Origin of the sequence: Kitasatospora sp. NBC_01539, assembly GCF_045040525.1 — a bacterium.
GTDB lineage: Bacteria > Actinomycetota > Actinomycetes > Streptomycetales > Streptomycetaceae > Kitasatospora.
Genome location: NZ_CP109390.1, coordinates 868,353 through 892,969 on the forward strand (window position 1 = coordinate 868,353; position 24,617 = coordinate 892,969).

General features: G+C 73.7%; 25 protein-coding genes. 15 read left to right on the forward strand and 10 right to left on the reverse strand.

All coding sequences use genetic code 11. The features are described from left to right. Positions 1-190: 190 nt before the first annotated feature. Together OG335_RS03715 and OG335_RS03720 are read right to left on the reverse strand one after the other, a co-directional pair. Positions 191-1,573: an alpha-amylase family protein gene (locus OG335_RS03715; RefSeq protein ID WP_405015300.1), complete on the reverse strand. Its 1,383-nt coding sequence runs from the start codon at positions 1,571-1,573 to the stop codon at positions 191-193. A gap of 458 nt (positions 1,574-2,031) precedes the next feature. Continuing rightward, positions 2,032-2,955 (reverse strand): NADP-dependent oxidoreductase, encoded by a 924-nt coding sequence (locus tag OG335_RS03720; RefSeq protein WP_405015301.1) that lies wholly within the window; start codon positions 2,953-2,955, stop codon positions 2,032-2,034. A gap of 354 nt (positions 2,956-3,309) precedes the next feature. On the opposite strand from OG335_RS03720, the gene OG335_RS03725 reads away from it, so the two are divergent. Both OG335_RS03725 and OG335_RS03730 read left to right on the forward strand, forming a co-directional pair. Continuing rightward, a complete protein-coding gene (locus OG335_RS03725; protein ID WP_405009525.1) occupies positions 3,310-3,981 on the forward strand; it encodes an enoyl-CoA hydratase-related protein in 672 nt (223 codons plus the stop codon). A gap of 335 nt (positions 3,982-4,316) precedes the next feature. Beyond that, entirely contained in the window at positions 4,317-5,477 is a 1,161-nt protein-coding gene (locus OG335_RS03730; protein ID WP_405009526.1) for an ROK family protein, read from the forward strand. Between the two features lie 111 nt (positions 5,478-5,588). Here the strand turns inward: OG335_RS03730 and OG335_RS03735 are convergent, their stop codons facing one another. Beyond that, positions 5,589-6,365 (reverse strand): GntR family transcriptional regulator, encoded by a 777-nt coding sequence (locus tag OG335_RS03735; RefSeq protein WP_405009527.1) that lies wholly within the window; start codon positions 6,363-6,365, stop codon positions 5,589-5,591. A 261-nt stretch (positions 6,366-6,626) separates the two neighbouring features. Between OG335_RS03735 and OG335_RS03740 the strand changes: the two genes are divergently transcribed. Both OG335_RS03740 and OG335_RS03745 read left to right on the forward strand, forming a co-directional pair. Beyond that, positions 6,627-7,430, forward strand: a complete 804-nt coding sequence (locus OG335_RS03740) for an exodeoxyribonuclease III (RefSeq protein ID WP_405009528.1) — start codon at positions 6,627-6,629, stop codon at positions 7,428-7,430. Between the two features lie 205 nt (positions 7,431-7,635). Beyond that, the gene (locus OG335_RS03745; RefSeq protein ID WP_405009529.1) at positions 7,636-8,283 is read left to right on the forward strand and encodes a dihydrofolate reductase family protein; all 648 of its coding nucleotides are present in this window, start codon (positions 7,636-7,638) and stop codon (positions 8,281-8,283) included. Between the two features lie 106 nt (positions 8,284-8,389). Here the strand turns inward: OG335_RS03745 and OG335_RS03750 are convergent, their stop codons facing one another. The 4 genes from OG335_RS03750 to OG335_RS03765 all read right to left on the reverse strand — a co-directional run bounded on the left by OG335_RS03750 (position 8,390) and on the right by OG335_RS03765 (position 10,885). Next, positions 8,390-8,677: a DUF1905 domain-containing protein gene (locus OG335_RS03750; RefSeq protein ID WP_405009530.1), complete on the reverse strand. Its 288-nt coding sequence runs from the start codon at positions 8,675-8,677 to the stop codon at positions 8,390-8,392. 103 nt (positions 8,678-8,780) lie between these two features. Continuing rightward, a complete protein-coding gene (locus OG335_RS03755; RefSeq protein WP_405009531.1) occupies positions 8,781-9,341 on the reverse strand; it encodes a hypothetical protein in 561 nt (186 codons plus the stop codon). 212 nt (positions 9,342-9,553) lie between these two features. Further along, a complete protein-coding gene (locus tag OG335_RS03760; RefSeq protein WP_405009532.1) occupies positions 9,554-9,868 on the reverse strand; it encodes a DUF2316 family protein in 315 nt (104 codons plus the stop codon). 75 nt (positions 9,869-9,943) lie between these two features. Further along, positions 9,944-10,885, reverse strand: coding sequence for an aldo/keto reductase (locus OG335_RS03765; RefSeq protein WP_405009533.1), 942 nt, complete (start codon positions 10,883-10,885; stop codon positions 9,944-9,946). 85 nt (positions 10,886-10,970) lie between these two features. Here OG335_RS03765 and OG335_RS03770 point away from each other — a divergent pair, with 85 nt between their 5' ends. The 4 genes from OG335_RS03770 to OG335_RS03785 all read left to right on the forward strand — a co-directional run bounded on the left by OG335_RS03770 (position 10,971) and on the right by OG335_RS03785 (position 13,213). Beyond that, positions 10,971-11,624 (forward strand): TetR/AcrR family transcriptional regulator, encoded by a 654-nt coding sequence (locus tag OG335_RS03770; protein ID WP_405009534.1) that lies wholly within the window; start codon positions 10,971-10,973, stop codon positions 11,622-11,624. Positions 11,625-11,843: 219 nt separating this feature from the next. Next, positions 11,844-12,308, forward strand: a complete 465-nt coding sequence (locus tag OG335_RS03775; protein ID WP_405009535.1) for an SRPBCC family protein — start codon at positions 11,844-11,846, stop codon at positions 12,306-12,308. Beyond that, positions 12,305-12,643, forward strand: coding sequence for an ArsR/SmtB family transcription factor (locus OG335_RS03780; protein ID WP_405009536.1), 339 nt, complete (start codon positions 12,305-12,307; stop codon positions 12,641-12,643). Before OG335_RS03775 ends, OG335_RS03780 begins: the two co-directional genes overlap by 4 nt. A 129-nt stretch (positions 12,644-12,772) precedes the next feature. Then, the gene (locus OG335_RS03785) at positions 12,773-13,213 is read left to right on the forward strand and encodes an SRPBCC domain-containing protein (protein ID WP_405009537.1); all 441 of its coding nucleotides are present in this window, start codon (positions 12,773-12,775) and stop codon (positions 13,211-13,213) included. Between the two features lie 112 nt (positions 13,214-13,325). Here OG335_RS03785 and OG335_RS03790 read toward each other — a convergent pair whose 3' ends face one another. Further along, the gene (locus OG335_RS03790) at positions 13,326-14,942 is read right to left on the reverse strand and encodes an ADP-ribosyltransferase domain-containing protein (protein ID WP_405009538.1); all 1,617 of its coding nucleotides are present in this window, start codon (positions 14,940-14,942) and stop codon (positions 13,326-13,328) included. 231 nt (positions 14,943-15,173) lie between these two features. On the opposite strand from OG335_RS03790, the gene OG335_RS03795 reads away from it, so the two are divergent. Next, a complete protein-coding gene (locus tag OG335_RS03795) occupies positions 15,174-15,851 on the forward strand; it encodes a macro domain-containing protein (RefSeq protein ID WP_405009539.1) in 678 nt (225 codons plus the stop codon). A gap of 149 nt (positions 15,852-16,000) precedes the next feature. On the opposite strand, the gene OG335_RS03800 is transcribed toward OG335_RS03795, so the two are convergent. Further along, on the reverse strand, positions 16,001-17,254 hold the full coding sequence (locus OG335_RS03800) for a PP2C family protein-serine/threonine phosphatase (protein ID WP_405009540.1): 1,254 nt from the start codon (positions 17,252-17,254) through the stop codon (positions 16,001-16,003). Positions 17,255-17,527: 273 nt separating this feature from the next. Between OG335_RS03800 and OG335_RS03805 the strand changes: the two genes are divergently transcribed. The 3 genes from OG335_RS03805 (at position 17,528) to OG335_RS03815 (ending at position 18,845) form a co-directional block, all read left to right on the forward strand. After that, on the forward strand, positions 17,528-17,998 hold the full coding sequence (locus tag OG335_RS03805) for an ATP-binding protein (protein ID WP_405009541.1): 471 nt from the start codon (positions 17,528-17,530) through the stop codon (positions 17,996-17,998). A gap of 237 nt (positions 17,999-18,235) precedes the next feature. Continuing rightward, a complete protein-coding gene (locus OG335_RS03810; protein ID WP_405009542.1) occupies positions 18,236-18,478 on the forward strand; it encodes a hypothetical protein in 243 nt (80 codons plus the stop codon). A gap of 43 nt (positions 18,479-18,521) precedes the next feature. Next, complete coding sequence (locus OG335_RS03815) at positions 18,522-18,845, forward strand: plasmid stabilization protein (RefSeq protein WP_405009543.1); 324 nt, start codon at positions 18,522-18,524, stop codon at positions 18,843-18,845. Positions 18,846-18,984: 139 nt separating this feature from the next. On the opposite strand, the gene OG335_RS03820 is transcribed toward OG335_RS03815, so the two are convergent. After that, entirely contained in the window at positions 18,985-19,323 is a 339-nt protein-coding gene (locus tag OG335_RS03820) for a carboxymuconolactone decarboxylase family protein (RefSeq protein WP_405009544.1), read from the reverse strand. 530 nt (positions 19,324-19,853) lie between these two features. Between OG335_RS03820 and OG335_RS03825 the strand changes: the two genes are divergently transcribed. From OG335_RS03825 to OG335_RS03835, 3 genes are all read left to right on the forward strand, one after another. Continuing rightward, complete coding sequence (locus OG335_RS03825; RefSeq protein WP_405009545.1) at positions 19,854-20,810, forward strand: polyphosphate kinase 2 family protein; 957 nt, start codon at positions 19,854-19,856, stop codon at positions 20,808-20,810. A 20-nt stretch (positions 20,811-20,830) separates the two neighbouring features. Beyond that, positions 20,831-23,545: a cation-translocating P-type ATPase gene (locus tag OG335_RS03830; protein WP_405009546.1), complete on the forward strand. Its 2,715-nt coding sequence runs from the start codon at positions 20,831-20,833 to the stop codon at positions 23,543-23,545. A gap of 97 nt (positions 23,546-23,642) precedes the next feature. Beyond that, a complete protein-coding gene (locus OG335_RS03835) occupies positions 23,643-24,137 on the forward strand; it encodes a peptidylprolyl isomerase (protein WP_405009547.1) in 495 nt (164 codons plus the stop codon). Positions 24,138-24,617: the final 480 nt, after the last annotated feature.

Below are 24,617 nucleotides of genomic sequence, written 5' to 3' on the forward strand. Positions count from 1 at the left end.
CTGGACCGAATGCGCCTCACACCGGTGTCGCATCGATCGTGCATCGAATGATCCGGCCTCCTCGCCGCCACCGCCGCCCGCTGCCACCCAGCCACCGCCGGGCCCGCCGCCCCGCCTGCGCCGCGGGGCCCGGTCCGCGCTGCTCGCACAGCGCGCACCGGACCCCGCGGTCACGGCTCCGGGGTCGGCGCTACGCCGTGGCCCCGACGTAGAGCGCCACCGCGTCACCCGCCCCGACGGTGGCGGTGAAGGTGCCGGTCGAGCCGACGGTGTAGGTGGGTCCGGTGCAGCCGCCGCCGGCGGTCGGGTCGCCGTGCTGGACGTCGCAGTAGGTGCCGGCCGGCAGCGAGGTCTGGAACGTCCGGCTGATCGCGCCCGACTCGCGGTTGACGGCGACGTACCCCTTGCCGCCGCGGCCGAAGGCGATGGCGTTGTTGCCGTTGGACCACCAGTTCGTCACCGAGGCGCCCGCGACGGCGTTGCGGAAGCCCACCATGTTGGCGATCTGCCGCCACTTGTGCTGACACTTCCAGCCGTCGGAGAAGCAGGCGTTGACGGTGCCGCCGTTGGGCGGGCCGGCGTCGGCGTTCGAGAACTCGTAGCCGGAGTGGACGTTGGGCGAGCCGTACGGCCAGGCCAGCATGTAGACGTTGGCGAGGGTGTAGGTGGAGCCGTACGTGTAGTTGAGCGTGGAGCCGTTGCGCTCGGTGTCCCAGTTGTCCGTGAAGGTACGGGCGCTGGCGCCCGGCAGGTAGCCCGCGCCCCAGGAGTCGTTCCAGTTGCTCAGGTAGGCGAGCTTCTCGGAGGTGAAGATCCGCTTGAGGTCGTACGCGCCCTGGAACGCGTCCACGTCCCCGGTGCCGGTGTACTCCCCCGGCTGGACGGCCTCGCCGGAGCCGTAGATCACCTCCTGGACCCAGTAGATGCCCGGCTTGCTCAACTTGGCCTTGATCGCCGCCAGATCGGCCGCGGCCATGTGCTTGGCGGCGTCGATGCGGAAGCCGTCCACGCCCGCGGCGATCAGCGTGTTGAGGTAGGCCGCGATCGTGGAGCGCACGTAGTCGCTGCCGGTGTCGAGGTCGGCCAGCCCGGAGAGCTCGCAGTTCTGCACGTTGCCGCGGTTGCCGTAGTCGCTGATGTTCGTGCGGCAGGAGTGGAAGTCCTGGGTCTGGTAGTAGCCGGGGTAGTTGTACTTGGTGTAGGCGGTGCCGCCGGTGCCGGTGCCGGACCCTGCGCTCATGTGGTTCACCACCGCGTCGGCGACGACCTTGACGCCCGCCGCGTGGCAGGTGTTCACCATGGCCTTGAAGGCGGTGGCGTCACCGAGCCGGCCGGCGATCCGGTAGCCGACGGGCTGGTAGGAGGTCCACCACTGCGCCCCCTGGACGTGCTCCTGGGGCGGGGAGACCTCGACGTAGCCGTAGCCCTTCGGGCCGAGCGTGGCGGTGCACTCCTTGGCGACCGAGGCGAACGTCCACTCGAACAGCGTGGCGGTCACCGTCCTGGCACCGGGCGGGGTGGCGTGCGCGGCGGGGGCCTGGGCGAGGCCCGCGCCGAGCGGGAGGCTCAGCACGGCGGCGGTGGCGAGCACGCCCGCGGTGCGCGGCCTGCGGTGCCCGCGCCGGGGCTCGCGTCTGCGCTGCGGCTCGCGTACGGATCGGTCCACGGCGTCTCCTTGCGGGTGGGGGCAGCTCGGGGAGCTGGGCTGGGGCGCATGGGCACACAGGGGCATGCAAAGTCATTCGGAGAATTTCCGAAACAGTCCTGAAATTTGCTGGAAACTTTCCGAGCCCAGAACGTACGGTTTTGATGAATCGCCGTCAAGACTTCGCGCGGGGAACGCTGCTGAACACCCCTGGAGCGCACCCCGCTCCGGCCCGCGCCGGACGCCGCACGGCACGGCGACGTCCCCGCCGCGACCCGGCGCGGAGCCGGAAAGCGACGGGGGCGTCAGCGTCGCGGGTCAGATGCCCTGCGATCCGCGCCGCCGCGGCCCACCGGCCGCGCACGACTGCCCGCAGGCGCCCGCGGTCAGTCGGACACCCGGATGACGATCTTGCCGTGGGTGTGGCCCTCGCGGCTCAGGTCGAACGCCTCGCCCGTCCGCTCCAGCGGCAGCACCGCCGCCACCGGCACCACGAGCCGCCCCTCGTCGACCAGCACGGCCAGCGCCCGCAGTCCGTCGCCGTCCGGGCGCACCCACATCCACTGCCCGCCCGCGCCGACCACCCGGTCGTCGGCGATCGAGGCGTGCCGACCGCCCTCCCGCAGCACGGCCAGCGTGGTGTCGAGGACGCCGCCGACGTAGTCCGCGACGACCGTCACCCCCGACGGCGCCAGCCCGCGGACCCGCTCCGCCAGGCCCTCGCCGTACGCCACCGGCTCGGCACCCAGCGCCCTCAGGCGCTCGTGGTTGGCCGGCGACGCGGTGCCGATCACCCGGGCGCCCAGCGCCACCGCGATCTGCACGGCGAACGTCCCGACGCCGCCCGCGGCGCCGTGCACCAGCACGACGTCGTCCGGTCCCGTCCCGAGCCGGGTGAGCGTCTGGTGGGCCGTCAGCCCGGCCAGCGGCAGGCCCGCGGCCTCGTCCCACCCGAGCGAGGCCGGCTTGAGGGCCACGTCGCGGGCGGCCACCGTCACGAACTCGGCGAAGGTGCCGCCGTGCACGTGATCGCGGCGGGCGTAGGAGCAGACCTCGTCACCGGGCGCGAACTCGGGGGTGTCCAGACCGACCTGCTCCACGACGCCGGCGACGTCCCAGCCGGGCACGGCCGGGAAGGCGATGTCCATCAGCCCGTCCAGCCCTCCCGCCATCACCTTCCAGTCGACCGGGTTGACCGCGGCGCTCCGCACCCTGATCAGCACCTCGCCGGGCCCCACCTTCGGGCGGGGCAGGGTGGTCGTCGCAAGGACCTCGTTGCCGCCGTACTCGCGGTAAGCGACCGCTCTCATCACCCCGGCGTCGGACGATCCGGCCATGGTGAACCTCCACGTGCGCGCTCGTGGGCGGGGCGGGACGCCACGCCCGGCTCGACCACCATCGGACCACGACGGGCGGGCGGCGGGCGACCGCACGGCCGAGGGGCCACCCCGCCGGAGGTCGCCCGCGCGCCCCGGGTCGGCGCCCCGGGTCGGCGCCCGCGCGAACCGGGCCCCGCAGGACGGCGCTCCGCGGACCTTGCACGCACGCGGTCGCGCGCCATATGTTACCGACTGGTAGGTGAGGGTCCCGGTGCCCGGTGTCCGCAGGGCCCGTGACCGGGCCGCACACCCCGGCCCGCCGTCCGCCCCGCCGAAGGAGCCACCATGCCCGTGCTCGACCGCCACGACGACGTGTTCGTCCTCGACCTCGGCGACGGCGAGAACCGCTTCCACCCCGACTGGATCGCCTCCGCCGACGCCGCCCTCGACGAGGTGGAGAAGACCGATGGGGCCCGCGCCCTCGTGACCGCCGCCACCGGCAAGTTCTACTCCAACGGCCTCGACCTGGAGTGGCTCTACGCCAATGCGGACCGGTACGAGGAGTACGTCGTGTCGGTGCACCGGCTGTTCGCCCGCATGCTGTCGCTGCCCGTGGTCACCGTCGCCGCCCTCCAGGGGCACACCTACGCCGCCGGAGCCATGCTCTCCCTCGCCCACGACTTCCGGGTGATGCGCGCCGACCGCGGCTTCTGGTGCCTGCCCGAGGCCGACATCGACATCCCCTTCACCCCCGGCATGTCCGCCCTGATCCAGGCACGGCTGGCACCGCAGGTCGCCCACGAGGCCATGACCACCGCGCGGCGCTACGGCGGCACGGACGCCCTGGCCGCCGCCGTCGTCGACCACGCGGTGGGCGAGGACGCCGTACGCCCGACCGCCGTCGGCATCGCACGGGCCCAGGCCGCCAAGGCCGGCCCCACGCTCGGCACCATCAAGGCCCGCATGTACGCGACCACCCTGGAGACCCTGCGCTCCGAGGACAACCCCCTCGGCTGACGCCGCCGGACCGTCCCGGCCCGGACCCGGCGGTCGACCTCCCACCCCGGTCGCCGGGCCCGCCGGACCCGGCCGCCGCCGGAGCCCCCGCCTCCCGGTCGGCGGACGCACGGGAGCATCACCGGCTAAGTACCGTTTCCATACCGAAGCCATGATGAGCTGCGGAAACGCTCGCGGCCGAACGGGCGCCCGAGTACCATCCGGCTGACGCCCAGGGCGCCGGGAGGCCACGTGCCGCACCGGCCCGACGGCGGGCTCTCGCGGGGCAACGGAGGTCACCGCGCACTCGGCACCGCGCGCCAGAGCTGTCGCGCGAACGCGGGAAAGGCAGCGACTTGACGGATCGGCTCACCGGCGGGGACTCCTCACTGCTGCGTCGTATCAACGCGGCAGTCACCCTGCGGGCGCTGCGGGACGGGCACTCCGTGACCCTGACCCGGCTGGTCGGCGACACCGGGCTCTCCCGGCCCACCGTCGAGGGCGTCATCGAGGGACTGTTGGAGGCCGGGCTCGTCGCCGAGGTCGAGAACGGCCAGGACGGCGGAGGCCGCCGCGGCCGCCCCGCCCGCTGGTTCCGCTTCCGTGCCGAGGCCGGCCACGTGCTGGGCATCGAGATCGGCGTGCACGACGTCCGCGTGGTGCTGGCCGACCTCGCCGGCGAGATCCTCGCGAGCCACGCCAAGCCCGTTCACGAGACGCTCGACGCCGAGGAGCGGCTCGGCGTCATGCGCACGACGGTCGCCGAGGTGCTCCGCAAGGCCGGTGTCTCGCGCGACAGCCTGTGGGCGGTCGCCGTCGGCACGCCCGGCATCGTCGACGGCGAGGGCACCGTGCAGCTCAGCACCGCCATGCCCGGCTGGACCGGCCTCGACCTCGGCGCCCGGCTGCGCCGCTCGTTCCGCTGCACCGTCACCATCGAGAACGACGCCAACCTCGCCGCGATCGCCGAGCACTGGAAGGGCGCAGCCGTCGGCAAGGGCGACGTCGTCTTCGTCATGGCCGGGCTCAGCCCGGGTGCGGGCTCCCTGATCAACGGGCGGCTGCACCGCGGCTACGGCGGCGCGGCCGGCGAGATCGGCGCCCTGCACCTGCTCGGCCAGGAGGCCACCCCCGAACGGCTGTTGTCGACCACCGGCAAACCCCTCGACCCGCTGGACGAGGCCGCCGTGGCCCGCGTGCTGCGGCTGGCCCGCGAGGGCGACGAGGTCGCCCAGGTCGCGATGGACCGCTTCATGCGACGGCTCGTCCACGACGTCGCCGCGCTCGTGCTCGCCCTCGACCCGGAGCTGGTCGTGGTCGGCGGCTGGGCGGCCGGGCTGGACGGCGTGCTGGAGCCGCTGCGCGAGCGGCTCGCGCAGTTCACGCTGCGCGCACCCGAGGTGTCGCTCGCCACGCTCGGCACGGAGGTCGTGGCGACGGGCGCGCTGCGGGTCGCTCTCGACCACGTCGAGGTGCAGCTCTTCGCCGTCGACCCGCCCGGCACCGGCAGCCGCTGACCGGCCGTCGGCGGCCCGGCCGGCCACCACGTGCAGCCCCGGCCCGCCACCACGTGCAGCGGCGCCCGCCCCCGAAGGGACCGGCGCCGCGTACGGGTGGTGCGGGCGGGCTCAGGCGGAGCGGACCGCCTCGACCGGGGTGACCTCGACGGCCCCGGCCTCGCCGAACGTGAGCTTGCAGGTGTCCGCACGGTAGGTGCAGACCGCACGGGCGATCCGGCGGCCGGCCGCGGCGTACTGCGTGGTGACGATCAGCACCGGCGTGCCCGGGGGACGCTCCAGCAGGACCGCCTGCTCGGCCTCGGCGACGCCCAGTTCCACGGTGCGCGACTCCCCGTCGACCCCGCACCGCTCCAGCTGGCGCAGCACCGAACGGGCGCGCTCGCCCTCGGCCGTCGAACCGACGAGCTGCGGGAGTGCGGGCAGGTGCGGCACCGCGGAGTCGGGCACGTGCAGCGACTCCGTCGCCATCACGCGGCCCTGCACCAGCCGCAGCCGGCGCACGGTGTGCACGATCTCGCCCTGGGGGATGCCCAGTTCGGCGGCGAGCCGCTCGGCGGCGGGGGCACTCGTGCAGTCCACCACCCGCCAGGCCTGGCTGCGCGAGGCACTCGGCCAGCCTTCCTCGCTACTGCTCACCGGCACACCGACCCGCGGGGCGGCGATCAGGGTGCCGATGCCGCGGCGGCGGACGAGCCGGCCCTCCAGCTCCAGCTGGTCGAGGGCCTGCCGCAGTGTCGCCCGGGCCACCCCGAAGCGCGCTGCCAGCTCACGCTCGTTGGGCAGCACCTGCCCCGTGGAGAACTCCGAGTCGATGGTGCGCACCAACACGGTGCGCAGGTGCCAGTACTTCGGCTCCGGGGCCGCCGTGAGCTGTCCTTGCGCCACCGTGTCCTCCACCCTGAAGGTCCTGAAGGTGTGGGCCGCCCACCACTCCCCTGTTTCGGCAGGTGGGGAGGGTGGGCTTTATCCGTCCTTCTTTATTAAAGGTCTTTGCAGTATGTGACCTTAGGGGGTGCCGAAGGACATGGTCAAGACCAATGACGGGCCGCCGACCGACCCCTGCCGCGGCCCGGCCGTTCGTGGGCCCCGCCACACCCGGGGCCTGCCGCTTCGGCGATCCGGGCCGCCGCCCGGTACCCTCCCGGGGTGATCGTGGTTTCAACCGTCAACGTCAACGGCATCCGTGCAGCCGCCAAGAAGGGCCTCGTCGGCTGGCTCGCCGACACCAAGGCCGACGTGGTCTGCCTGCAGGAGGTCCGCGCCGAACCCGGCCAGCTCCCCCCGGAGATCCGCGACCTCGACGGCTGGCACGCCGTGTGGGCACCCGCGGCGACCAAGGGGCGCGCGGGGGTCGCCGTGCTATCCCGCCGCGCGCCCGAGCGCACCGCCGTCGGGTTCGGCTCCACCGAGTTCGACGGCTCCGGCCGGTACGCCGAGATCGACCTGCCCGGCCTCACCGTCGCCAGCCTCTACCTGCCGTCCGGCGAGGTCGGCACCGAGCGCCAGGACGAGAAGGAACGCTTCATGGCGGAGTTCCTCGTCCACCTCGACGACCTGCGGCGCCGGGCCGCCGAGGACGGCCGCGAGGTGCTCGTCTGCGGCGACTGGAACATCGCCCACCGCGAGGACGACCTCAAGAACTGGCGCGCCAACCAGAAGAACGCCGGCTTCCTCCCCCAGGAGCGCGCCTGGCTCACCCGCCTCTTCGACGAGGTCGGCTACGTCGACGTCGTCCGCCGCCTCCACCCCGACCGGCCCGGCCCGTACTCGTGGTGGTCCTACCGCGGCCGGGCGTTCGACAACGACTCGGGCTGGCGCATCGACTACCACATCACCACCCCCGGCCTGGCCGCACGGGCGCTCTGGGCGGAGACCGAGCGCGCCGCGACCCACGACGAGCGCTGGTCCGACCACGCGCCGGTCACCGTGGCGTACGACGACAAGGTCTGACGGCAGCGCGGCCGGAACGGCCGCGCTGCCCGTGGCCACCTCCCCGGCGGTCGGGTCGGGTCGGTGCGGACCCGGCGGACGCCGGTGAACGGCCGGGATCCCTCCGTCACCGTGCACCTGCTTCACGATGCGGCGGCGGGTTTTCCCGGCCCGGCCGGTCTACCGTTCGTCAGGTGAGCAGCGAGCGCGAAGCAGGAGGAACGGGATGAGCCAGTTGCTGCGGGTCCAGAACTTCACCGTGTCGAGCGACGGGTTCGGTGCCGGCGAGGGCCAGAGCCTGGAGAGGCCGTTCGGCCATGCCGACCCGGGGAGCATGTTCGCCTGGGCCATCGCCACCGACCACCCGCCCGTCGACCGCTCCGGACCCGGTGGCAGCCGGGGTCTCGACGACTACATCACGCGGGACTACGCCCGCAACATCGGCGCCGAGATCATGGGCCGCAACAAGTTCGGTCCGCAGCGCGGGCCCTGGCAGGACCACGAGTGGCAGGGGTGGTGGGGTGACGAGCCCCCGTTCCACACGCCGGTGTTCGTCATGACGCACCACGGCCGCCCGTCGTTCACGCTCTCCGACACCACCTTCCACTTCGTCGACGGCGACCCGGCCGCGGTGCTCGCGCAGGCGAAGGAGGCGGCGCAGGGCCGGGACGTCCGGCTCGGCGGCGGGGCCACGATCATCCGGCAGTTCCTCGATGCCGACCTCGTCGACACCCTGCACGTGGCGGTCGTGCCGGCGGCGCTCGGGTCCGGAACCCGCCTGTGGGAGTCCCCCGATGAGCTGCTCGACCGGTTCCACCAGGACGTCGTGCCCAGCCCGAGCGGCGTGACGCACCACCTCTTCTGGCGGAAGTGAGGCCCGACCGGCCGACCGGCCGACCGTCGCGGACGCCGCCCGGCGGCGCCCGCGCCCGGGTACGAGAGCCGCAGCCGTACGGCTACGGGGCCGTCGCCCGGGGCGGTCAGAGGCGGACGGTCATCTCCACGGCGACCGCGTCGCCCGGCAGGAGCTCCAGCGGCTTGCGCACGGCGTCCTTGATCGGCAGCAGGTAGCCGCCGTCCCTCGGGATGAGGGACGTGGTGAAGGCCGTCCCGGCGATGCCGGCCTCGACCGGCACGACGCCCCAGCCGTACGTGGCCCTCGACGCCACCTCGCGGATGTCCGCGGACTGCTCCTCCGGCACGGGGACGAAGTAGTACGGGGAGGGCCCACGCCATTCGATGACGTGGCCGTCGAAGACGAGGCGCATGGGGTCGGTCCGCTTCTCGATGGGGCTCGGATCCGGCTCAGGCTACAGGCGTTGCCGCGGGACGGACGGGCCGGCGGTCCGCCCGCGACGGGTCCGGAACGCCCTACGGGTGGTCGGGGATCCGGCGGGCGTCGAGCAGGTGGAGGTCCGCGGAGGTGTCCGGCGGCCGGCCGGCGGGCTCGTACCGCAGGGCGAGGGCCCCGAACCAGACGACGATGAGCAGACCTGCGGGGTACAGGGCCTCCTCGGGCGCGACGTTGCCGACGAAGGAGTAGCCGGCGAGCCACACGCCGGTGAGGGCCCCGAGGACGCGGATCACCGGCCGGTGCGCGAAGGCGGAGCTGACCGCGATCCAGATCCCGGCGAAGACGTGGCCGCCCAGCCGGATCGGCCAGGTGAGGTCGTGGGTGACGCCGTTGATGGCGAGGATGCCGGTGAGGACGTCGAGCGCGATCCAGCTGTAGCCGGCGGCCTTGGCCCAGACCGGCGCCTCCATCCGTGCGATCAGGAAGAGGATCGCGAGGTGGAAGAGCACGCCGGTGTACTCGGGCCAGACGACGCCGTGCTCGGCGACGGCGAAGGACACGAGGGTGGGGAGGAACAGCACGATCGGCAGGATGGCGAGCGTCCTGAATCCGAGGTGGATGTCGCGTGCGTCGGGCACGGAGCTGCCTTTCGGTCGGGTGCGGGCGTGCGGAGTCCCCGGGCGGACCCGGCGCGGCCGCGACGGGGGCGCCGCCCGGCCCGGGGTCAGGACGAGGCGGGGTCAGGACGGATGGTGGGGTCCGGATGGTGGGTCCGGATGGTGCGGGCCCAGGACGGCCCCGCGTCGGGACGCGTGGGGTCAGGGCGCGTGGGGTCAGGACCGCCCGGGCGTCAGGACGCGGCGGGCGGGCGGCGGGGTGCTTCGCGCAGCGGGAACCACCGGGTGGCGAGGAGGCGGGCCTCCCCGGTCAGGACGGTGTGGGCGACGGGCTCGCGGCCGGCGTCACGGACCGCCTGTTCGAGGTGGTCGCGCAGGTACCACACGTCGACCGGACCGGCGGCGGGGTCGAGGTCGAGTGCGGCCTGCAGTTGCCGGGGCGTGAGGTGAAGGTCCTGGGCCACCTGCTGCGGCGTCAGGCCGGACAGTGCGAGGTTCTGCGCCAACTCCTCGCTCGTACGGCGGCGTTCGGCAGCATTCAGGGTCATGTCGGCCTCGCTTCGGTGGAGGTTCGGCGGTGCGGCCCGACGGCCCGGGTCGCGTGACGGGCGCGCCCCGGCGGGTCAGCCGCGGGCGATGACCGCCGGACGCGACGGGACGGCGTCGAGCGCGGCGAGCGTCGCGTCGTCGAGGGTGACCGTGCCGGCGGCGACGTTCGCTTCCAGGTGGTCGGGGGTCACGGTGCCGGGGATGAGGAGGAGGTTCGGGTCGTGCCGGAGCAGCCAGGCGAGCCCGACCTGCGACGGCGTGCAGCCCAGGGATTCCGCCGCGGCGCGGACGGCCGACTCGTCGGTCACCTTCGGCAGGCTGGGTACGGCGCTGCCGAGGGGGAAGTACGGCACCCAGGCGATGCCTTCGGCGGCGCACAGTCGGAGCATGTCCTCGTCGTCGCGGGCGACGAGGCTGTAGGCGTTCTGCACGCACACGATGCCTGCGGGCAGCGCTCGGCGCAGCCCGTCGAGGGTCACGCTGCTCAGGCCGATCGCGCCGATCTTGCCCTCGTCGCGCATCGCGGTCATGACCGCGAGCTGGTCGTCGAGGTCCACCGCCTGGTCGCCCTCGGCGCGCAGGCCGGGGCCGGTGTCGATGCGGCGGAGGTTCACGACCGGGATCCGGTCGACGCCGAGGCCGCGGAGGTTGTCCTCGACGCCTGCGCGCAGCTGCTCGGGGCGCTGCGCGGGGCGGAACGGGTGGGGGCCGACCGGGTCGGGCTCCGCGCCGACCTTGCTCACGACGAGGACGTCGTCCTCGGGGCGCAGCGCCTCGCGGAGGAGGTCGTTGACGAGGCCGCCGCCGTAGAACTGGGCGGTGTCGATGTGGTCGACGCCGAGCTCGACCGCGCGGCGGACGAGCGCGACGGCCGCGCCGCGGTCGTCGCGCAGGCGGGCGAGCTGCATCGCGCCGTAGCCGACGCGGGAGACGGTGCGGTCGCCGAGGAGGCCGGGGCCTCCGGGGCGCGGGGCGCCGGTGGCCGTGGTGTGGGGGGAGCGGGTGTCGGTGGGCATCGCAGATCTCCTGCCGTGTGGGAGGATGAGGGAAGCGGAGGAGCCTCCGTCTTTCGACTGTAGCACTACCGGAGGTGCCTCCGTTTTGAATCTCCCGGACCCGACCCCCGCAGGCGCCCCCGACTGCGCTCTCGACCACACCCCCGACCGCACCCCCGGCGGCGCACCCTCCCCCGCCGAACGCCCGCTGCGCGCCGACGCGCGACGCAACCGCGACAGGCTCGTCGCCGTCGCACGGGCCTCCTTCGCCGCCGCCGACGACACCGTCCCGCTGGAGAACATCGCCCGCGAGGCCGGGGTCGGCATCGGCACCCTGTACCGCCACTTCCCCACCCGCGAGGCGCTCGTCGAGGCGGTCTACGCCGTCGAACTCACCGAGGTCACCACCAGCGCACCCGGCCTGCTCGCAGAACTCCCGCCCGAGGAGGCGCTGCGCGCGTGGATGGGCCGGTACGCCCGCTTCGCCGCGGCGAAGCACGGGATGATCGACACCCTCCGCACCGGCTGGGCCGCGGGGCGGATCACGCCGCCCACCAGGGAGCGGATCACCACCGAGATCGCGACGATCCTCGCGGCGGGCGCGAAGACGGGCTCGCTCCGCGGCGACGTCGACCCCGCGGACGTCACCGCGATGCTGCTCGGGGTCGCACTGTCGACGGCCGCCGACGGCGCCACCGGGCGGACCGCACGGCTGCTCGACCTCGTCGTCGACGCACTGCAGCCGCGCCCCGGCCGGTAGGAACGCGCCCGCCCGGCACCCGCCCCGCCGCAGTGCCGAGGGTGGGGCTCGACAGCACCCGGCAGGCGCCCGCGGCGGCCTCCACCTGCGCCGTCGCCCCGGCGCGTCCGCCCCGGCCGCCGATCCGGCCCACCCCTTGAGCAACCAAAGGTTGCACATGGCCGCGGAGCGGTCTACCGTAATACGCAACCAAAGGTTGCGAGAGGACGGAGGGGCACGATGGAGTACGGCAGCATCGAGCGGGAGATCCACATCGACGCCACGCCCGAGGTGGTCTACGAGGTGGTCAGCGCCCCCGAACACCTCCAGGAGTGGTGGCCGGACGAGGCGGAGCTGAAGCCCGTGCCCGGTGCCACCGGGGTCGTCACCTTCGGAGACCGGTCCGCACCGGACGCGACGGTCGTGCCGCTCACCGTGGTCGAGGCCGATCCTCCCCGGCGGTTCTCCTTCCGGTGGGTCTACGACCGGGACGAGGCCGCGACCCCGGCCAACTCGCTCCTGGTCATCTTCGACCTGGTCCCGTCCGGCGCGGGCACGCTGCTGCGCTTCACCGAGACGGGGTTCCGGGAGAAGGGCTGGGAGGCCGCCGTCCTGGAGGAGCAGTACCGCGACCACGTCAACGGCTGGGACTACTTCCTGCCCCGCCTCGTCACGTACGTCGCCCGGCTGGTGTCGACGCCGTGAGCGTCACCGTCGACGACGAACTCTGGTCCGCGGTGGGCGATCCCATACGACGGCGGATGCTCGACCTGCTGCTGACCGGCGGCGGCGGGACGGCGACCACGCTGAGCGAGCAACTGCCGGTCACCCGGCAGGCGGTCGCCAAACACCTCGGCGTCCTCGACCGGGTGGGGCTGGTCCACGGCACACCGTCCGGCCGCGAGCGCCGTTACGAGGTCGACGAGGCCCAACTCGCCCGTGCGGTCGCCCAGCTGTCCGCGGTCGGAGCCGCCTGGGACGCCCGGCTGCACCGCATCAAGCGGATCGCCGAGGCGATCCAGCGCCGCCAGGAGGGCTGACCCCGCACCCCGCACGTCACGAACGCCCCACAGACACACAGACAGACCGAACAGAACGTCGCCACCACCGTGGTGGCGCCGGCGAACCGCGCCCGCCTGCGGGCGCCTGCACCAGGGAGAGGTACCGAGATGGTGGACATCCTGCACAGGATCGGCATCACATCGTCCCCCGAGGACGTCTACGCGGCCCTGACGACCGTCGAAGGCCTGGCGGGCTGGTGGACGGAGGACACGGAAGGTGACGCGAGCCCCGGAGGCATCGTCCGATTCCGCTTCCTGCCCGGCGGGTTCGACATGAAGGTGCTGGAGACCGAGCCCTCGGAGCGCGTGCTCTGGGAGGTCGTCGAGGGCCCCGAGGAGTGGATCGGCACGCAGGTCGCCTTCGAGCTCAAGCAGGAGGACGACTACACGATCGTCCTGTTCCGGCACGAGGGCTGGCGGGAGCCGGTGGAGTTCATGCACCACTGCAGCACCAAGTGGGCGATCTACCTGATGAGCCTCAAGAAGCTGGTCGAGACCGGCAGGGGCGAGCCCTCGCCCCACGACGTCCAGATCAGCAACTGGCACTAGCCACACCGGCCGTGACACCCCGGACGGCCGCCCGCGTGCATGCGGGCGGCCGTCCGGGGCGTCGGCGCGGCAGGCCGCCCGACAAGGCCTCACCGGCCCGACCGGCACCCGCTCAGGACACGACCGCCTGCTCCTCCACCTCCGTCAGCGTCACGGTGCACAGACCGCCGCGCTCGCTCCTGACGTCCGTCACCTTCAGCTGCGTGCCGGGCAGCAGGATGAACTCCTCCTCGCCGGTGAACGCGGAGAAGTTCCGGATGCCCGTGGCCCGGAGGGGACGCACCTCGAAGAACGTCCGCCGGCCGCGGCTGCCGAGGAACGACCGGGCCACACCGGGCTCGGACGTGCACGAGGACACGCCCCACCAGGTGACCGTCCGCCCGAGCGGGTACTGCGCCCGCAGGTCCAGCGACACCCCGCGCCACAGCGGCTCCGTCCGGGCGGGGAGCTGCGACACCGCCGCGAACAGCAGCCGCAGGTACGGGAGGTAGGGGACGACCCTGGTCCGGTCCGGGGAGCGCAGGACGGCGTTGATCTCCCGGTAGAACGCGGACTCGCAGGTGTAGAGGTAGAGGGCGGAGATCGCGTCGGCGGACAGGCCGCCGGGCGTCTCGTCCGCGCGCCGCTTGCCGAACTCGTACGAGCGGTCGACGTGTCGGCCCAGACCGGGCAGCAGGTCGGCGACCGGCGAGACGGCGGCGCGGAAGTCCATGAGCGCGGTGTCGAACACGCCGGTGATCGGTGGGAGGACGAGTCCCTCGTCCTTGACGCTCGCGAGCCGTTCGAGGTAGAGCTGGTGCAACTCCATGGTGGACGCGATGAACGCGCCCATCCGTTCGGCGGTCCCGTCGCCCGCACCGCCGCTCTCCGCCGCGCGCGCGTTCCACCCCGTGCTCGGCAGCCAGTCGATCTCGTCGGCGCCCAGCGAGGCGAGGGCCGCGTTGACCGTCCCGAAGTGGTCGCCCTCGCAGAAGACGTCGCCCTGCGCCGCGGGGTTGGGGTGGTCGATGTGCCGGACCTCGACGTCGGGGTACTTCTTCTGGAGCCGGAGGACGACCGCCTTCAGGCTGCGTGCGTGCGCACCCCACCAGGCGAAGACGACACCGCGGTCCTCCTCCCCGGCGTCCTGCTTGGCCCTGAGGATCTCCTCGACGATCCGCTCGGCGACCGGCCGCCAGAACGCGGTGTGCCGGTCGGGCCCCACCGCCCCGTCGCTGTCGGCGGTGAGGGCCGCGTTGAGCAGCAGCACGCCCTGCGTCAGCATCGCCTGGAACCACTCCGGCGGCTGCACGGTGTCCTGCTTCCTCAGCAGCGCACGCACCTCGGCGATCGGGGTCTTCCTGGGGATGCCGTACTTCCACATCGCCGCCGCCTTGATGATGCAGCGGATGCTGACGACCCTGCCGAACTGGCTGTCCTTCCAGTCGTGGAAGGTGTTGTCGAACATCGCGATGCCGGTGGCGCTCTCCGGCCGCGGATACGGGTTCTGGCCGAAGACGACGACCTTCCACCGGTGCGGCGCATGGGGCTTGAGCGCCTGGAACGTCAACTCGCGCACCGGGACGACCGACGGGCCTCGGCCGGGGCCGATGAACGAGGCCGCGTCCGGCTGCGCCTCGATGACCGGCTTCAGCAGCGGGAGCCACGGTTCGCCGCCGCCCGCGAAGAGTTCCGCGAGCGCGAGCGGGTCGTTCGGGTCGGGGGTGGCGGGGGTGCTGGCATCGCTCATGGTGGAGGGGCTCCGAGATGTCGAACCGTACGGGGAAGGGCATGACCGCCGGGCGGCCGATCGTCCGGCGGTACCCACAGGAATACCGGCCGCGTGTGACAACCCGCGGCCCGGGCCGGCCGACCGGACGGCCCTCCCAGGGAACGGGCCCACCCGACGGCGGACGTCCTGTCAGCGGGCACCGATAGCTTCGTGATCGGCAAGGAGACAGTTTCCCGATCGGAGTGGACCATGACCGAAGACCGCGTGCAGCCGCCGCTCAGGGTCGTGCTGACCGACATCGACGCGCCGGTGGTGGAGGCGTGGCGGGCGGCGTTCGCCGACACTCCCGGCATCGAGATCCGCCGGGGTTCCATCCTCGACCAGGACGTCGACGCCTGGGTCAGCCCGACCAACTCCCGTGGCCGGATGGACGGCGGGGTCGACGCGGTCGTCAAGCGGCATCTCGGGGCGGGCATCCAGCTGCGGGTGCAGCGGGCGATCCGCGACCGGTACGCGGGACGGCTCCCGGTGGGAAGCGCCGTGTGCGTCCCGTCCGGAGCCGTGACGCCGAGGTTCCTGATCTCGGCCCCGACGATGCAGGAGTCCTCGCAGAACGTCAGCGAGACCCTGAACGTGGCCCTGGCGTGCGCCGCCGCGTTCCAGGCGATCCACCGGCAGAACCGGCAGGTGCCGGGCAGCATCGGGTCGGTGGCCCTGGTCGGCATGGGCGCCCGGACCGGCCGGGTGCCGGCGCGGGTCTGCGCCAACCTCATGTGGACGGGCTACACGCTGTTCAACGACCACGTCTTCGAGGACGACGACGACCTGCGCAGCACGATCCGTGCGCAGCTCGACGACATCGAGAGCGCACCCGTCGCGAAGCGGGTCCGCATCGCCCCGCCGACGGGCCGCACCTCCCGGCGCTGACCGCGGGGTTCACCCCTCGGCGGGTCGGCCCCTGCGCTCCGCCGGCCGGATCGCCCGCAGGGCGACGTACGGTTCCGCGGCGCCGATGCACCGCACCGTGCCGCACCGCCCTGCCGGCGAGGCACGGCTCACGGCTCACGGCTCACGGCTCACGGCTCACGGTCGGGGTGCCACTCGACGAGGAGGACGGTCGCGTCGTCCCGCAGCCGGTGGTCGCGGTGGGTGAGGAGGGCGTGCACGAGGCGGCGCAGCGCCTCGGGGGCGGGATCGCCCGCCGCGGTCGTCCGGACGATGCTGTCGACGAGGCGCTGCTCGCCGAAGAGGTCTCCGCCGGCGGACCGGGCCTCGGTGACGCCGTCGGTGTGGATCAGGACCCGGTCGCCGGGCTGGAGCCGTGCCCGGTGGACGGGCGCGCGCCGGTGCTCGCCGATGCCGAGCGGCAGGTGGGCGGCGCGTTCCAGCGCGGCGGGGACGACGCGGCCCTCCCTGATCAGCAGCGGCGGCGGGTGGCCGCAGTTGACCCAGGTGAGTCGGCCGGTGGCGGTGTCGAGGTCCGCGAGGACGGCGGTGAGCAGCCGGTCGGGGATCCAGCGGGCGAGGGTGGTGTCGATCGCCTCGGCGATGTCGGCGAGCGAGCCGTCCGCCCGCCGGGTGGAGCGGCAGGCGGCGAGGGCGGCGGCGCTGGCACCGCCGGAGGCGAGGTCGTGTCCCATGGCGTCGACGACGGCCAGGTGGAGCGTGTCGCCGGCCAGGCTGTGGTCGAAGGCGTCACCGGCCACGTCGTAGGCGGGTTCGAGTACCGCGCTGGAGGTGACGTGCCGGGTGCCGATGGTGCGGGGCGGCACGAACGCCCACAGCAGTTCGGCCTGCAGGGTCATCGGGCGGGTGCGGACGGTACGGACGATCACGTCGCCGAAGGTGCCCTTGGAGACCAGGATCAGCGTCACGAGGGACGCCAGCGCGCGGGCGCGCTCCATCAGCACGCCGGCCGGCGCCCCGGCAGGCCCGGTGAAGCCGACGCGGAGCACGCCGATGCGCTCGATGCCGTCGATCAGCGGGATCCAGGCCGCCGGGGGCGGACCGGGAGCGATCCGGGTGTGCTCGGTGCGGTAGGCGCGGCCGGCGAGGGTGCCGTCCACGTCCATGGCCTCCGCCGGCACGCGCAGTTCCGGGGCCGGCAGGGGCACCAGCAGCCGCTGCTGGAGGTCCGCGAGGAACACCTCGGCGCCGGTCAGGCCGAGCGCCCGGCCCCACGCGGCCACCAGCCCGGGAAGGTCCTGCGGTGCGGCCTGGTGCGAGGCCTCCAGGGCGGTGGCCAGCACCGCGCCGAGCAGGCCGTCACCGCGGCCGGGGTCGGCGCCGTCCGCGGCGGGACCCGCGGTGCCCTGGGCCGGTCCGCCCATCCGCCCACCTCCGGGTGCCGGTCCCACGGCGCCGCCCGTGCGGCGCCCTCCGGCGACGCTACGTCGCCGCGGGCCTCCGCGCAGGGGAGGCCCGCGTACGGGGGCGGCGGTGCGCGCGGTCGCTCCTCCCCCGCGGCCTCCCCCGCGGCCTCCCCCGCCCCCTGCAACCTCCCCCCGCGACCTCGACGAATTCCGTCCGTGTCGTGTGGGAGGCCCGCAGGGCGGGAAGGCCCTCTGGGGGAGATCACCGTCGTCGGCCGCCCGGGGAACGCCATGAACAGTCCCGTCGCCACGGCCCCGCTGCACCGCAGCCTCAGCTTTCCGCAGCGTGCCGGGCCCCAGCACCTGCCTGCCGCTCTCGACTTCGTCCGGGAGACGCTGGCCGAGTGGCACCTGCCCCCGGCCTCGGAGGCGGAGAGCACCACCGCGCACGACGCGGTCCTGGTGACCGCGGAGCTGGTCACGAACGCCATCGAGCACGCGGCCGGCCCGCGGTGCCTCGACCTGGACCACCGCCACGGTCTGCTGCGGATCACCGTGACCGACCGGAGCACCGCCCGTCCGGTGCCGTACCGGCATCACGGCGCGTCCCGTACCGGCGGGCGCGGCCTGCACATCATCGGTGCGCTCACCGACCACTGGGGCACGATGCCGCTCCCGGGCGGGAAGACCGTCTGGGCCGAGATCCCGGTGACCGGTCCGCGGGGCGCCGCGGGCGGGTCCGGCCGACCGCCGCCGTCCTGAGCCGGGCGCGGCCGCCGGGCACGGTTCTGTACGCCCGTCCCACCCCGCCCCACAGCCCCGCAGTCCCGCAGTCCCGCCGCTTCGCCGCTCCATCACCCCCGCCCGACCCGTCCGTCCCGGTACCGCTCCGGCCGGTGTCCGGACCGCGCGTGCGGGTAGACGCGGTCGTGCGCCCGGCAGCGGGAGATTCCCGGCCGGGCCCGCCGGATCCGATCCGGGACGGAAGGAGTGGAGTCGATGTCGGGATTCGAGCTCGCCCTGGCGGTGGCCGCCGGAGTGGCGGTCACCGCCTTCCTGATCACGGCGTTCGTGGCAGGCCAGCGCCGCAGGAGCAAGGAGCCGCCACCGGTGCCGGTGCCCGGGGCTGCCGGTACCGGCCCCGGGGACCGTCCCTGGCGGACGCCCCGGCCGGACGACGGGTCGGCGCCCCGCACCCCGGGGAACACCGGCGACGGAACGGGATCGCGCCGGGCGTCGTAGCGCCGGAGGAACCTGCACGGCCTGCACGGAAGGAGGAGCCGTCATGCCACGCGGATCGAGTGCGAAGCGGGAACGGCAGTACGAGCACATCAGGGACAGCGCCCTCGGCCGGGGCGAGAGCGAGCAGCGGGCGGAGGAGATCGCCGCCCGGACGGTCAACAAGGAGCGGGCCCGGCACGGCGAGTCGCGGACCGCGAGCCGCAGCTCGGTCGAGGACATCTCCTCCGGCCGCCGGGGCGGCCTGCGCTCGCACTCCGGGGCGCAGGGGCCGACCTACGAGCAGCTCTACAACGAGGCCAGGCAACGCAACGTCAGGGGCCGCTCCACGATGAACAAGCAGCAGCTCGCCCGGGCCCTGGGGCACTGACCGCACCGGTCGCCCCGACCGCCGCCTGCGTCCGTCGGGGCCGGCACGGCACGTGGCGGCCGGAGGCTCCTCCCGGAGCCTCCGGCCGCCACCGCGTGCCGTGGAGCCTGCCCGTGCCCGCGACGGGGCCGGGCGGGTGTCAGCCCTGGGCTTCGGCCTCGGCCTCGATCTCCGCGTCGGCGACGGCGATCGCGATGCCGAGTGCGGAGGCGATGTTGCCGGCGGCCGTCATGACCCGCGCGGTGCCGACGATGGGGGCCACGGCCACCAGGACGTCCTGCAGCTGCGCGGAGGTCAGGCCGGCGCGGAGGGCGGGGTCGATGTGGGCAAGGTAGGAGATCGGCGGGGCGTCCGAGGCGGCGAGCGCGGCGATCCGGGTCAGGATGAGCATGTCCGGGGACAGCCCGCACCGCTCGATCGAGTCGATGGTCATGGCGGCGAGGGTGTCCAGGACAGGGGTGTCAGATGCGGTGGACATGTCGAACGACCTCCTGGTAGCAGGCTGCCGGCGCCCGGGACCGCTAGGGCCCGTCCGTAGGCGCCGGACACTTCGCTCACCGTAGGAGCCATCCCCGGCGGCCGCCCGGCGGCCGCCCGCCGCCCGGGGCGCGCGCGGCGGCGGTGGCACCGTCGGGGCGGTGCCGAGCCGGGCGGCACGGCCTCCCGGCGGCGGTGCCGCCCCGCACCTCCGGGCCTTCCCGGGTCATGACGCCCGCTCCCGGGACGGAGTCCGGCGCGGTTTCCGCGGACTGGGCTGTTCGGGTGCCGGACCCGGATCGTCACCCGGCGGCGACGGGCCCTCAGGGGGCGTTCCGCGGGCCGCGCCGGCGCTTCGGCGGACCTGCCGGCCTCCCGGTCCGTTTGACGGCCGTGCCGGCCGGGCGGACCGTAGCGGGTACCACCCGGCCGTCGGGGCGGGCCCCGCCCCGGCCCCGGGCGGCCTGCGGTCGGCGCCGTTCCCGGGTGTCCGGGCGCGCCGCGGTGCAGTGCGAGAGGACGTGGTCGGCGATGGCGGACAAGCGGGCCAAGCGGCTGGAGAAGTTCATCCGGCCGCTGCGCGTGGAGCCCGGCTCCGAGGTCGACCTGGAGCGGGATTTCGACCCCCGGTACCGGGGCGACCTGAGGAAGCGCGACAGCGCCGAACTCCTGCAGACCGGCGTCTCGCTGCTCGCCGAGTACCAGGCCCGGCTGGCCGCGCAGAACACCCACGGGGTGCTGCTCTGCCTCCAGGCCATCGACGCCGGCGGCAAGGACGGGACGATCCGTCACGTGATGAGCGGGGTGAACCCGCAGGGCGTCCACGTCAGCAGTTTCAAGGTGCCCTCCGCCGAGGAGCTCGACCACGACTACCTGTGGCGGTACGCCTGCCGGGTGCCGGCCCGCGGCGAGATCGGGATCTTCAACCGCTCGCACTACGAGGAGGTGCTGGTGGTGCGGGTGCACCCCGAGAACCTCGACCGGCAGCGGCTGCCCCCGGAGAGCCGGGGGCCCGGGATCTGGGAGCGCCGGTACCGGGAGATCAACGACTGGGAGCGCCACCTCACCGACAACGGGTTCGCGGTGGTCAAGATCTTCCTGAACCTGTCGCAGGAGGAGCAGCGCACCCGCTTCATGAAGCGGCTCGACCTGCCGGAGAAGAACTGGAAGTTCTCCGCGGCCGACATCCGCGAACGGCGCCGCTGGGACGACTACCGGGAGGCGTTCTCCGAGATGCTGTCGGCGACCAGCACCGCCTGGGCGCCGTGGTACGTCGTGCCCGCGGACCGCAAGTGGTTCGCGCGGATCGGCGCCGCGGCGATCCTGGCCCGCACGCTGATGACGATCGACCCGCAGTACCCGACGGTGGACGAGCGGGCGCGCAAGGAACTGCGGGCCGCCCGGCGCGAACTCGAGAAGCAGGCGCCCGTGGGCGCCGCGGCCGACCCGTACGCGGCCGGCCACCCGGAGAGCCGGCGACGCCGGTGACGGACGGCGGAGGTACCGGGATGACGGCGGAGCCGGATCCGGCGGGTGGACGGCCCGCCCGGGAGGCGTGGTGCACGCGGACCCCGGAGGACGTCGCCGCGCGGCTGGGTGTCGACCCGGCCGTCGGGCTGCCCGCCGTGCGGGCCGCCGAGCTGCTGGCGGCGGACGGGCCGAACGTGCTGCCGGAGGAGGAGCCGCCGCCGGGCTGGCGGCGCTTCCTGGAGCAGTACCGCAGCTACATGCAGATCATCCTGGTGGCCGCGGCCGTGGTGTCGATGGCGATCGGGCAGTGGAGCACCGGGATCCTGCTCGTCCTCCTGACCCTGCTCAACGCGGTGGTCGGGCTGCGTCAGGAGGGCAAGGCGGAGAGCGCGATGAACGCGCTCAGGTCGATGATGAAGGCGACCGCCCGGGTGCGGCGCGACGGCGTCGAGTCGGAGATCCCGGCGGAGCAGCTGGTGGTGGGCGACGTGGTGCTGGTCGCCGCCGGTGACCAGGTGCCCGCGGACGGGCGGATCGTCGCAGCGAGCGCCCTGCAGATCGACGAGTCGGCGCTGACCGGGGAGAGCGTCCCGGCCGCGAAGGACACCGCCACGCTGACCGTTGCGGATGCGGGACCCGGCGACCAGTCGAACATGGCGTTCATGAACACGCCGGTCACCCACGGCAGCGCGGTGCTGGTCGTCACCGCCACCGGCTCCGGCACCGAGCTGGGCCGGATCGCGGGGATGCTGTCGGCCACCGAGAAGGAGGAGTCGCCGCTCACCCGCGAGCTCAACACCCTGACCCTGTGGATCGCCGGGGCGGCCGGACTGACCATGGTCGTGATGTTCGTCCTCGGCCGGTCCCGCGGACAGGCCTGGGACGCCCTGTTCGTCAGCGCGGTGTCGCTGGCCATCGCGGCCATCCCGGAGGCGCTGCCCACCGTCACGCAGGTGATCCTCTCGTTCGGCAGCCTCAACCTGGCGAAGCGGAACGCGATCGTCAAGGAGCTGCCGTCGGTCGAGACGCTGGGGTTCACCTCGGCGATCAACTCCGACAAGACCGGCACCCTGACGATGAACCAGGTGACCGTCGTGGAGGTGCTGAGCCCCACGGACCGGTACACCGTCTCCGGCACCGGCTACGGCCTGGAGGGCAAGGTCCACCACGCGGCGGGCACCGCGGGCGGCATCGAGGACGCGGTGCTGCCGTACCTGATCGCGAGCGACACGAAACTGGTGGACGGCCGGGTCGTCGGCGATCCCACCGAGGGGGCGCTGCTGGTGCTCTGCCACAAGGCCGGCCTGGACATCGAGGGCACCCGCGAGCGGTTCCCACGCCTGGCCACCCTGCCGTTCGACCCCGACTACAAGCTGATGGCCACCTTCAACTCCGCCGTGGACGACGCGGGCCGCCCGGTGGTGCGCTGCTTCGTCAAGGGTGCGGCCCCCGCGGTGACGGCCCGGGCGACGACCGCGCTCGCCGCGGGAGCGGCCGTGCCGTGGGAGGGCGAGCCGAGCCGGCGCGCCGCAGAGCAGAGCGAGCGGATGGGCGGGGAGGGCCGCCGGGTGATGGCCGCGGCCTTCCGGGACCTGGATCCGGCCGTGTTCGACCCGGACGGCGACCTGCTCGCCCTGGTCACCGACCTGCGGATGACCAGCCTGGTCGGCATGGTCGACCCGCCGCGGGCGGAGTCGAAGGCCGCGGTGGAGAGCGCGCAGGCGGCGAACATCCGGGTCCGGATGGTGACCGGCGACGACGTCACGACCGGCGAGGCCATCGCCCGTCAGCTCGGCATCCCGGGGGAGGCCGTGCTCGGCGCCGACTTCGCGGCCATGTCGGAGGCCGAGCAGCTGGCCCGGATCGACGGCATCGGCGTGGTCGGCCGGGTCGCGCCCGAGCACAAGGTGCTCCTCGCGGCGACGCTGAAGAAGAAGGGCGAGGTCGTGGCGATGACCGGCGACGGTGTCAACGACGCGCCCGCCATCAAGGCCGCCGACATCGGCATCGCCATGGGCAGCGGCACGGACGTCGCGAAGAACGCCGCCCGGATGGTCCTCTCGGACGACAACTTCGCCACGATCGTCTACGCCGTGGCGGAGGGCCGGAAGCTCTACGACAACCTCACCAAGTACATCCGGTTCGTCCTGCTGCTGCTGGTCACGTTCGTGCTGACGTTCCTCGGCGCGACGATTCTCAACATCGCGGCCGGCGAGCCCTTCACGCCGCCGCAGGTGCTGTGGATCCACTTCGTGGTGAACGCGCCGTTCGGCTTCGCGCTCGGCTTCGACCAGGAGAGCCCGGGCCTCATGCGGCGCACTCCGCGCCCGCGCGGCGAGTCCGTCCTGACGAGGCCGGTCGTGACCACGGTCGCGCTGAGCGGGATCGTCGTGACGGCCCTCCTGATCGGGCTGATCAAGCTGGGCGAGTGGCGCTACGACAGTGCCCCGGTGGGCAACTCGATCGCGTTCACGGCGTTCGCGCTCTGCCTGATCGTGGCCGCGTTCGAGTGCCGCAGCGACACCGCGTCCGCGCTGACGCCGACGACCTTCGACAGCAAGCAGATGAACCGGGCAGCCCTCGGCGAGTTCGTGCTGGCCGTACTGGTGACCCAGACGGACGCACTCCGCCACATCCTGGGCACCACCCGGCTGACCGTCCAGCAGTTCGGCTGGGCGCTGCTCGCCGCCGTGGTGCTGCTGGTGCTCTGGGAAACCGGCAAGTACCTGGCGCGACGCCCGGCGGCGGCGTGAGCGGCGCCGCACACCGCGCCGTCGGAGGGTCCGCCGTGCGTCGGCCCGCGCCCTCCCGGGTTCGGCCCGGGCCGCCGGAAGTGACAGGATGGGGGTCATGAACAACGTCTACTTCGACATCACCATCAACGGCGAGGCCGCCGGTCGCATCGTCTTCAAGCTCTTCGACGACGTCGTACCCGACACCGCCCGGAACTTCCGCGAGCTCGCCACCGGCCAGCACGGCTTCGGCTACGCCGGCTCGCCCTTCCACCGCGTCATCCCCGGCTTCATGCTTCAGGGCGGCGACTTCACCCGCCGCAACGGCACGGGCGGCAAGAGCATCTACGGCGAGAAGTTCAAGGACGAGAACTTCCAGCTGAAGCACGACCGCCCGTTCCTGCTGTCGATGGCGAACGCGGGCCGCAACACCAACGGCTCGCAGTTCTTCATCACCACCGTCGTCACCTCGTGGCTCGACGGCAAGCACGTCGTCTTCGGCGAGGTCGTCGAGGGCAGCGACCTCGTCCAGAAGATCGAGTCGCTCGGTTCGCAGTCCGGCGCCACCTCGGCCACCATCGAGGTCGGCGCTTCCGGCGTCGTCGAGAGCTGATCCTCCCGCCCGTGCCCGGGGATCTCCCCGGGCACGGCGGCTCCGTCCCCGCGCGGTGAAGACTCCCGCGCGGTGAAGACCCCCGCGCGGTGCGGGAGTCACGTGTGTCCCCGTGTGTCCCCGCGTGCCACCTTCCGCGGGGCCGCGGTTCGGCCGGGCCGGTGCGGTCACGTCCACCGGTCGGGTACGTCATCGAGTGCCGATGAACAGTCCGGACACGACCCGTAGGGCCCCTGCAGCGGGCGGTGCGGCCGCCCTGGCGCCCGGCCGCCCCGGCCCCGTCGCCGGGCCAACTCCCCCGGAACCGCGTCCGATCCGCCGACGGCCCGCGCCGCGGCGGTCCCCGTGCCCGCCGTCACCGCCCCGGTCGCCCTGCCCGCCTGCCGTACGTGCAGGTCGGGAGCCCTGTCCCCCCGCGCCGGACCACCGCCGACGTGGGGCGGGTCCGACGGGCCGTCAGCGGCGCGGACCGCCGCCGCC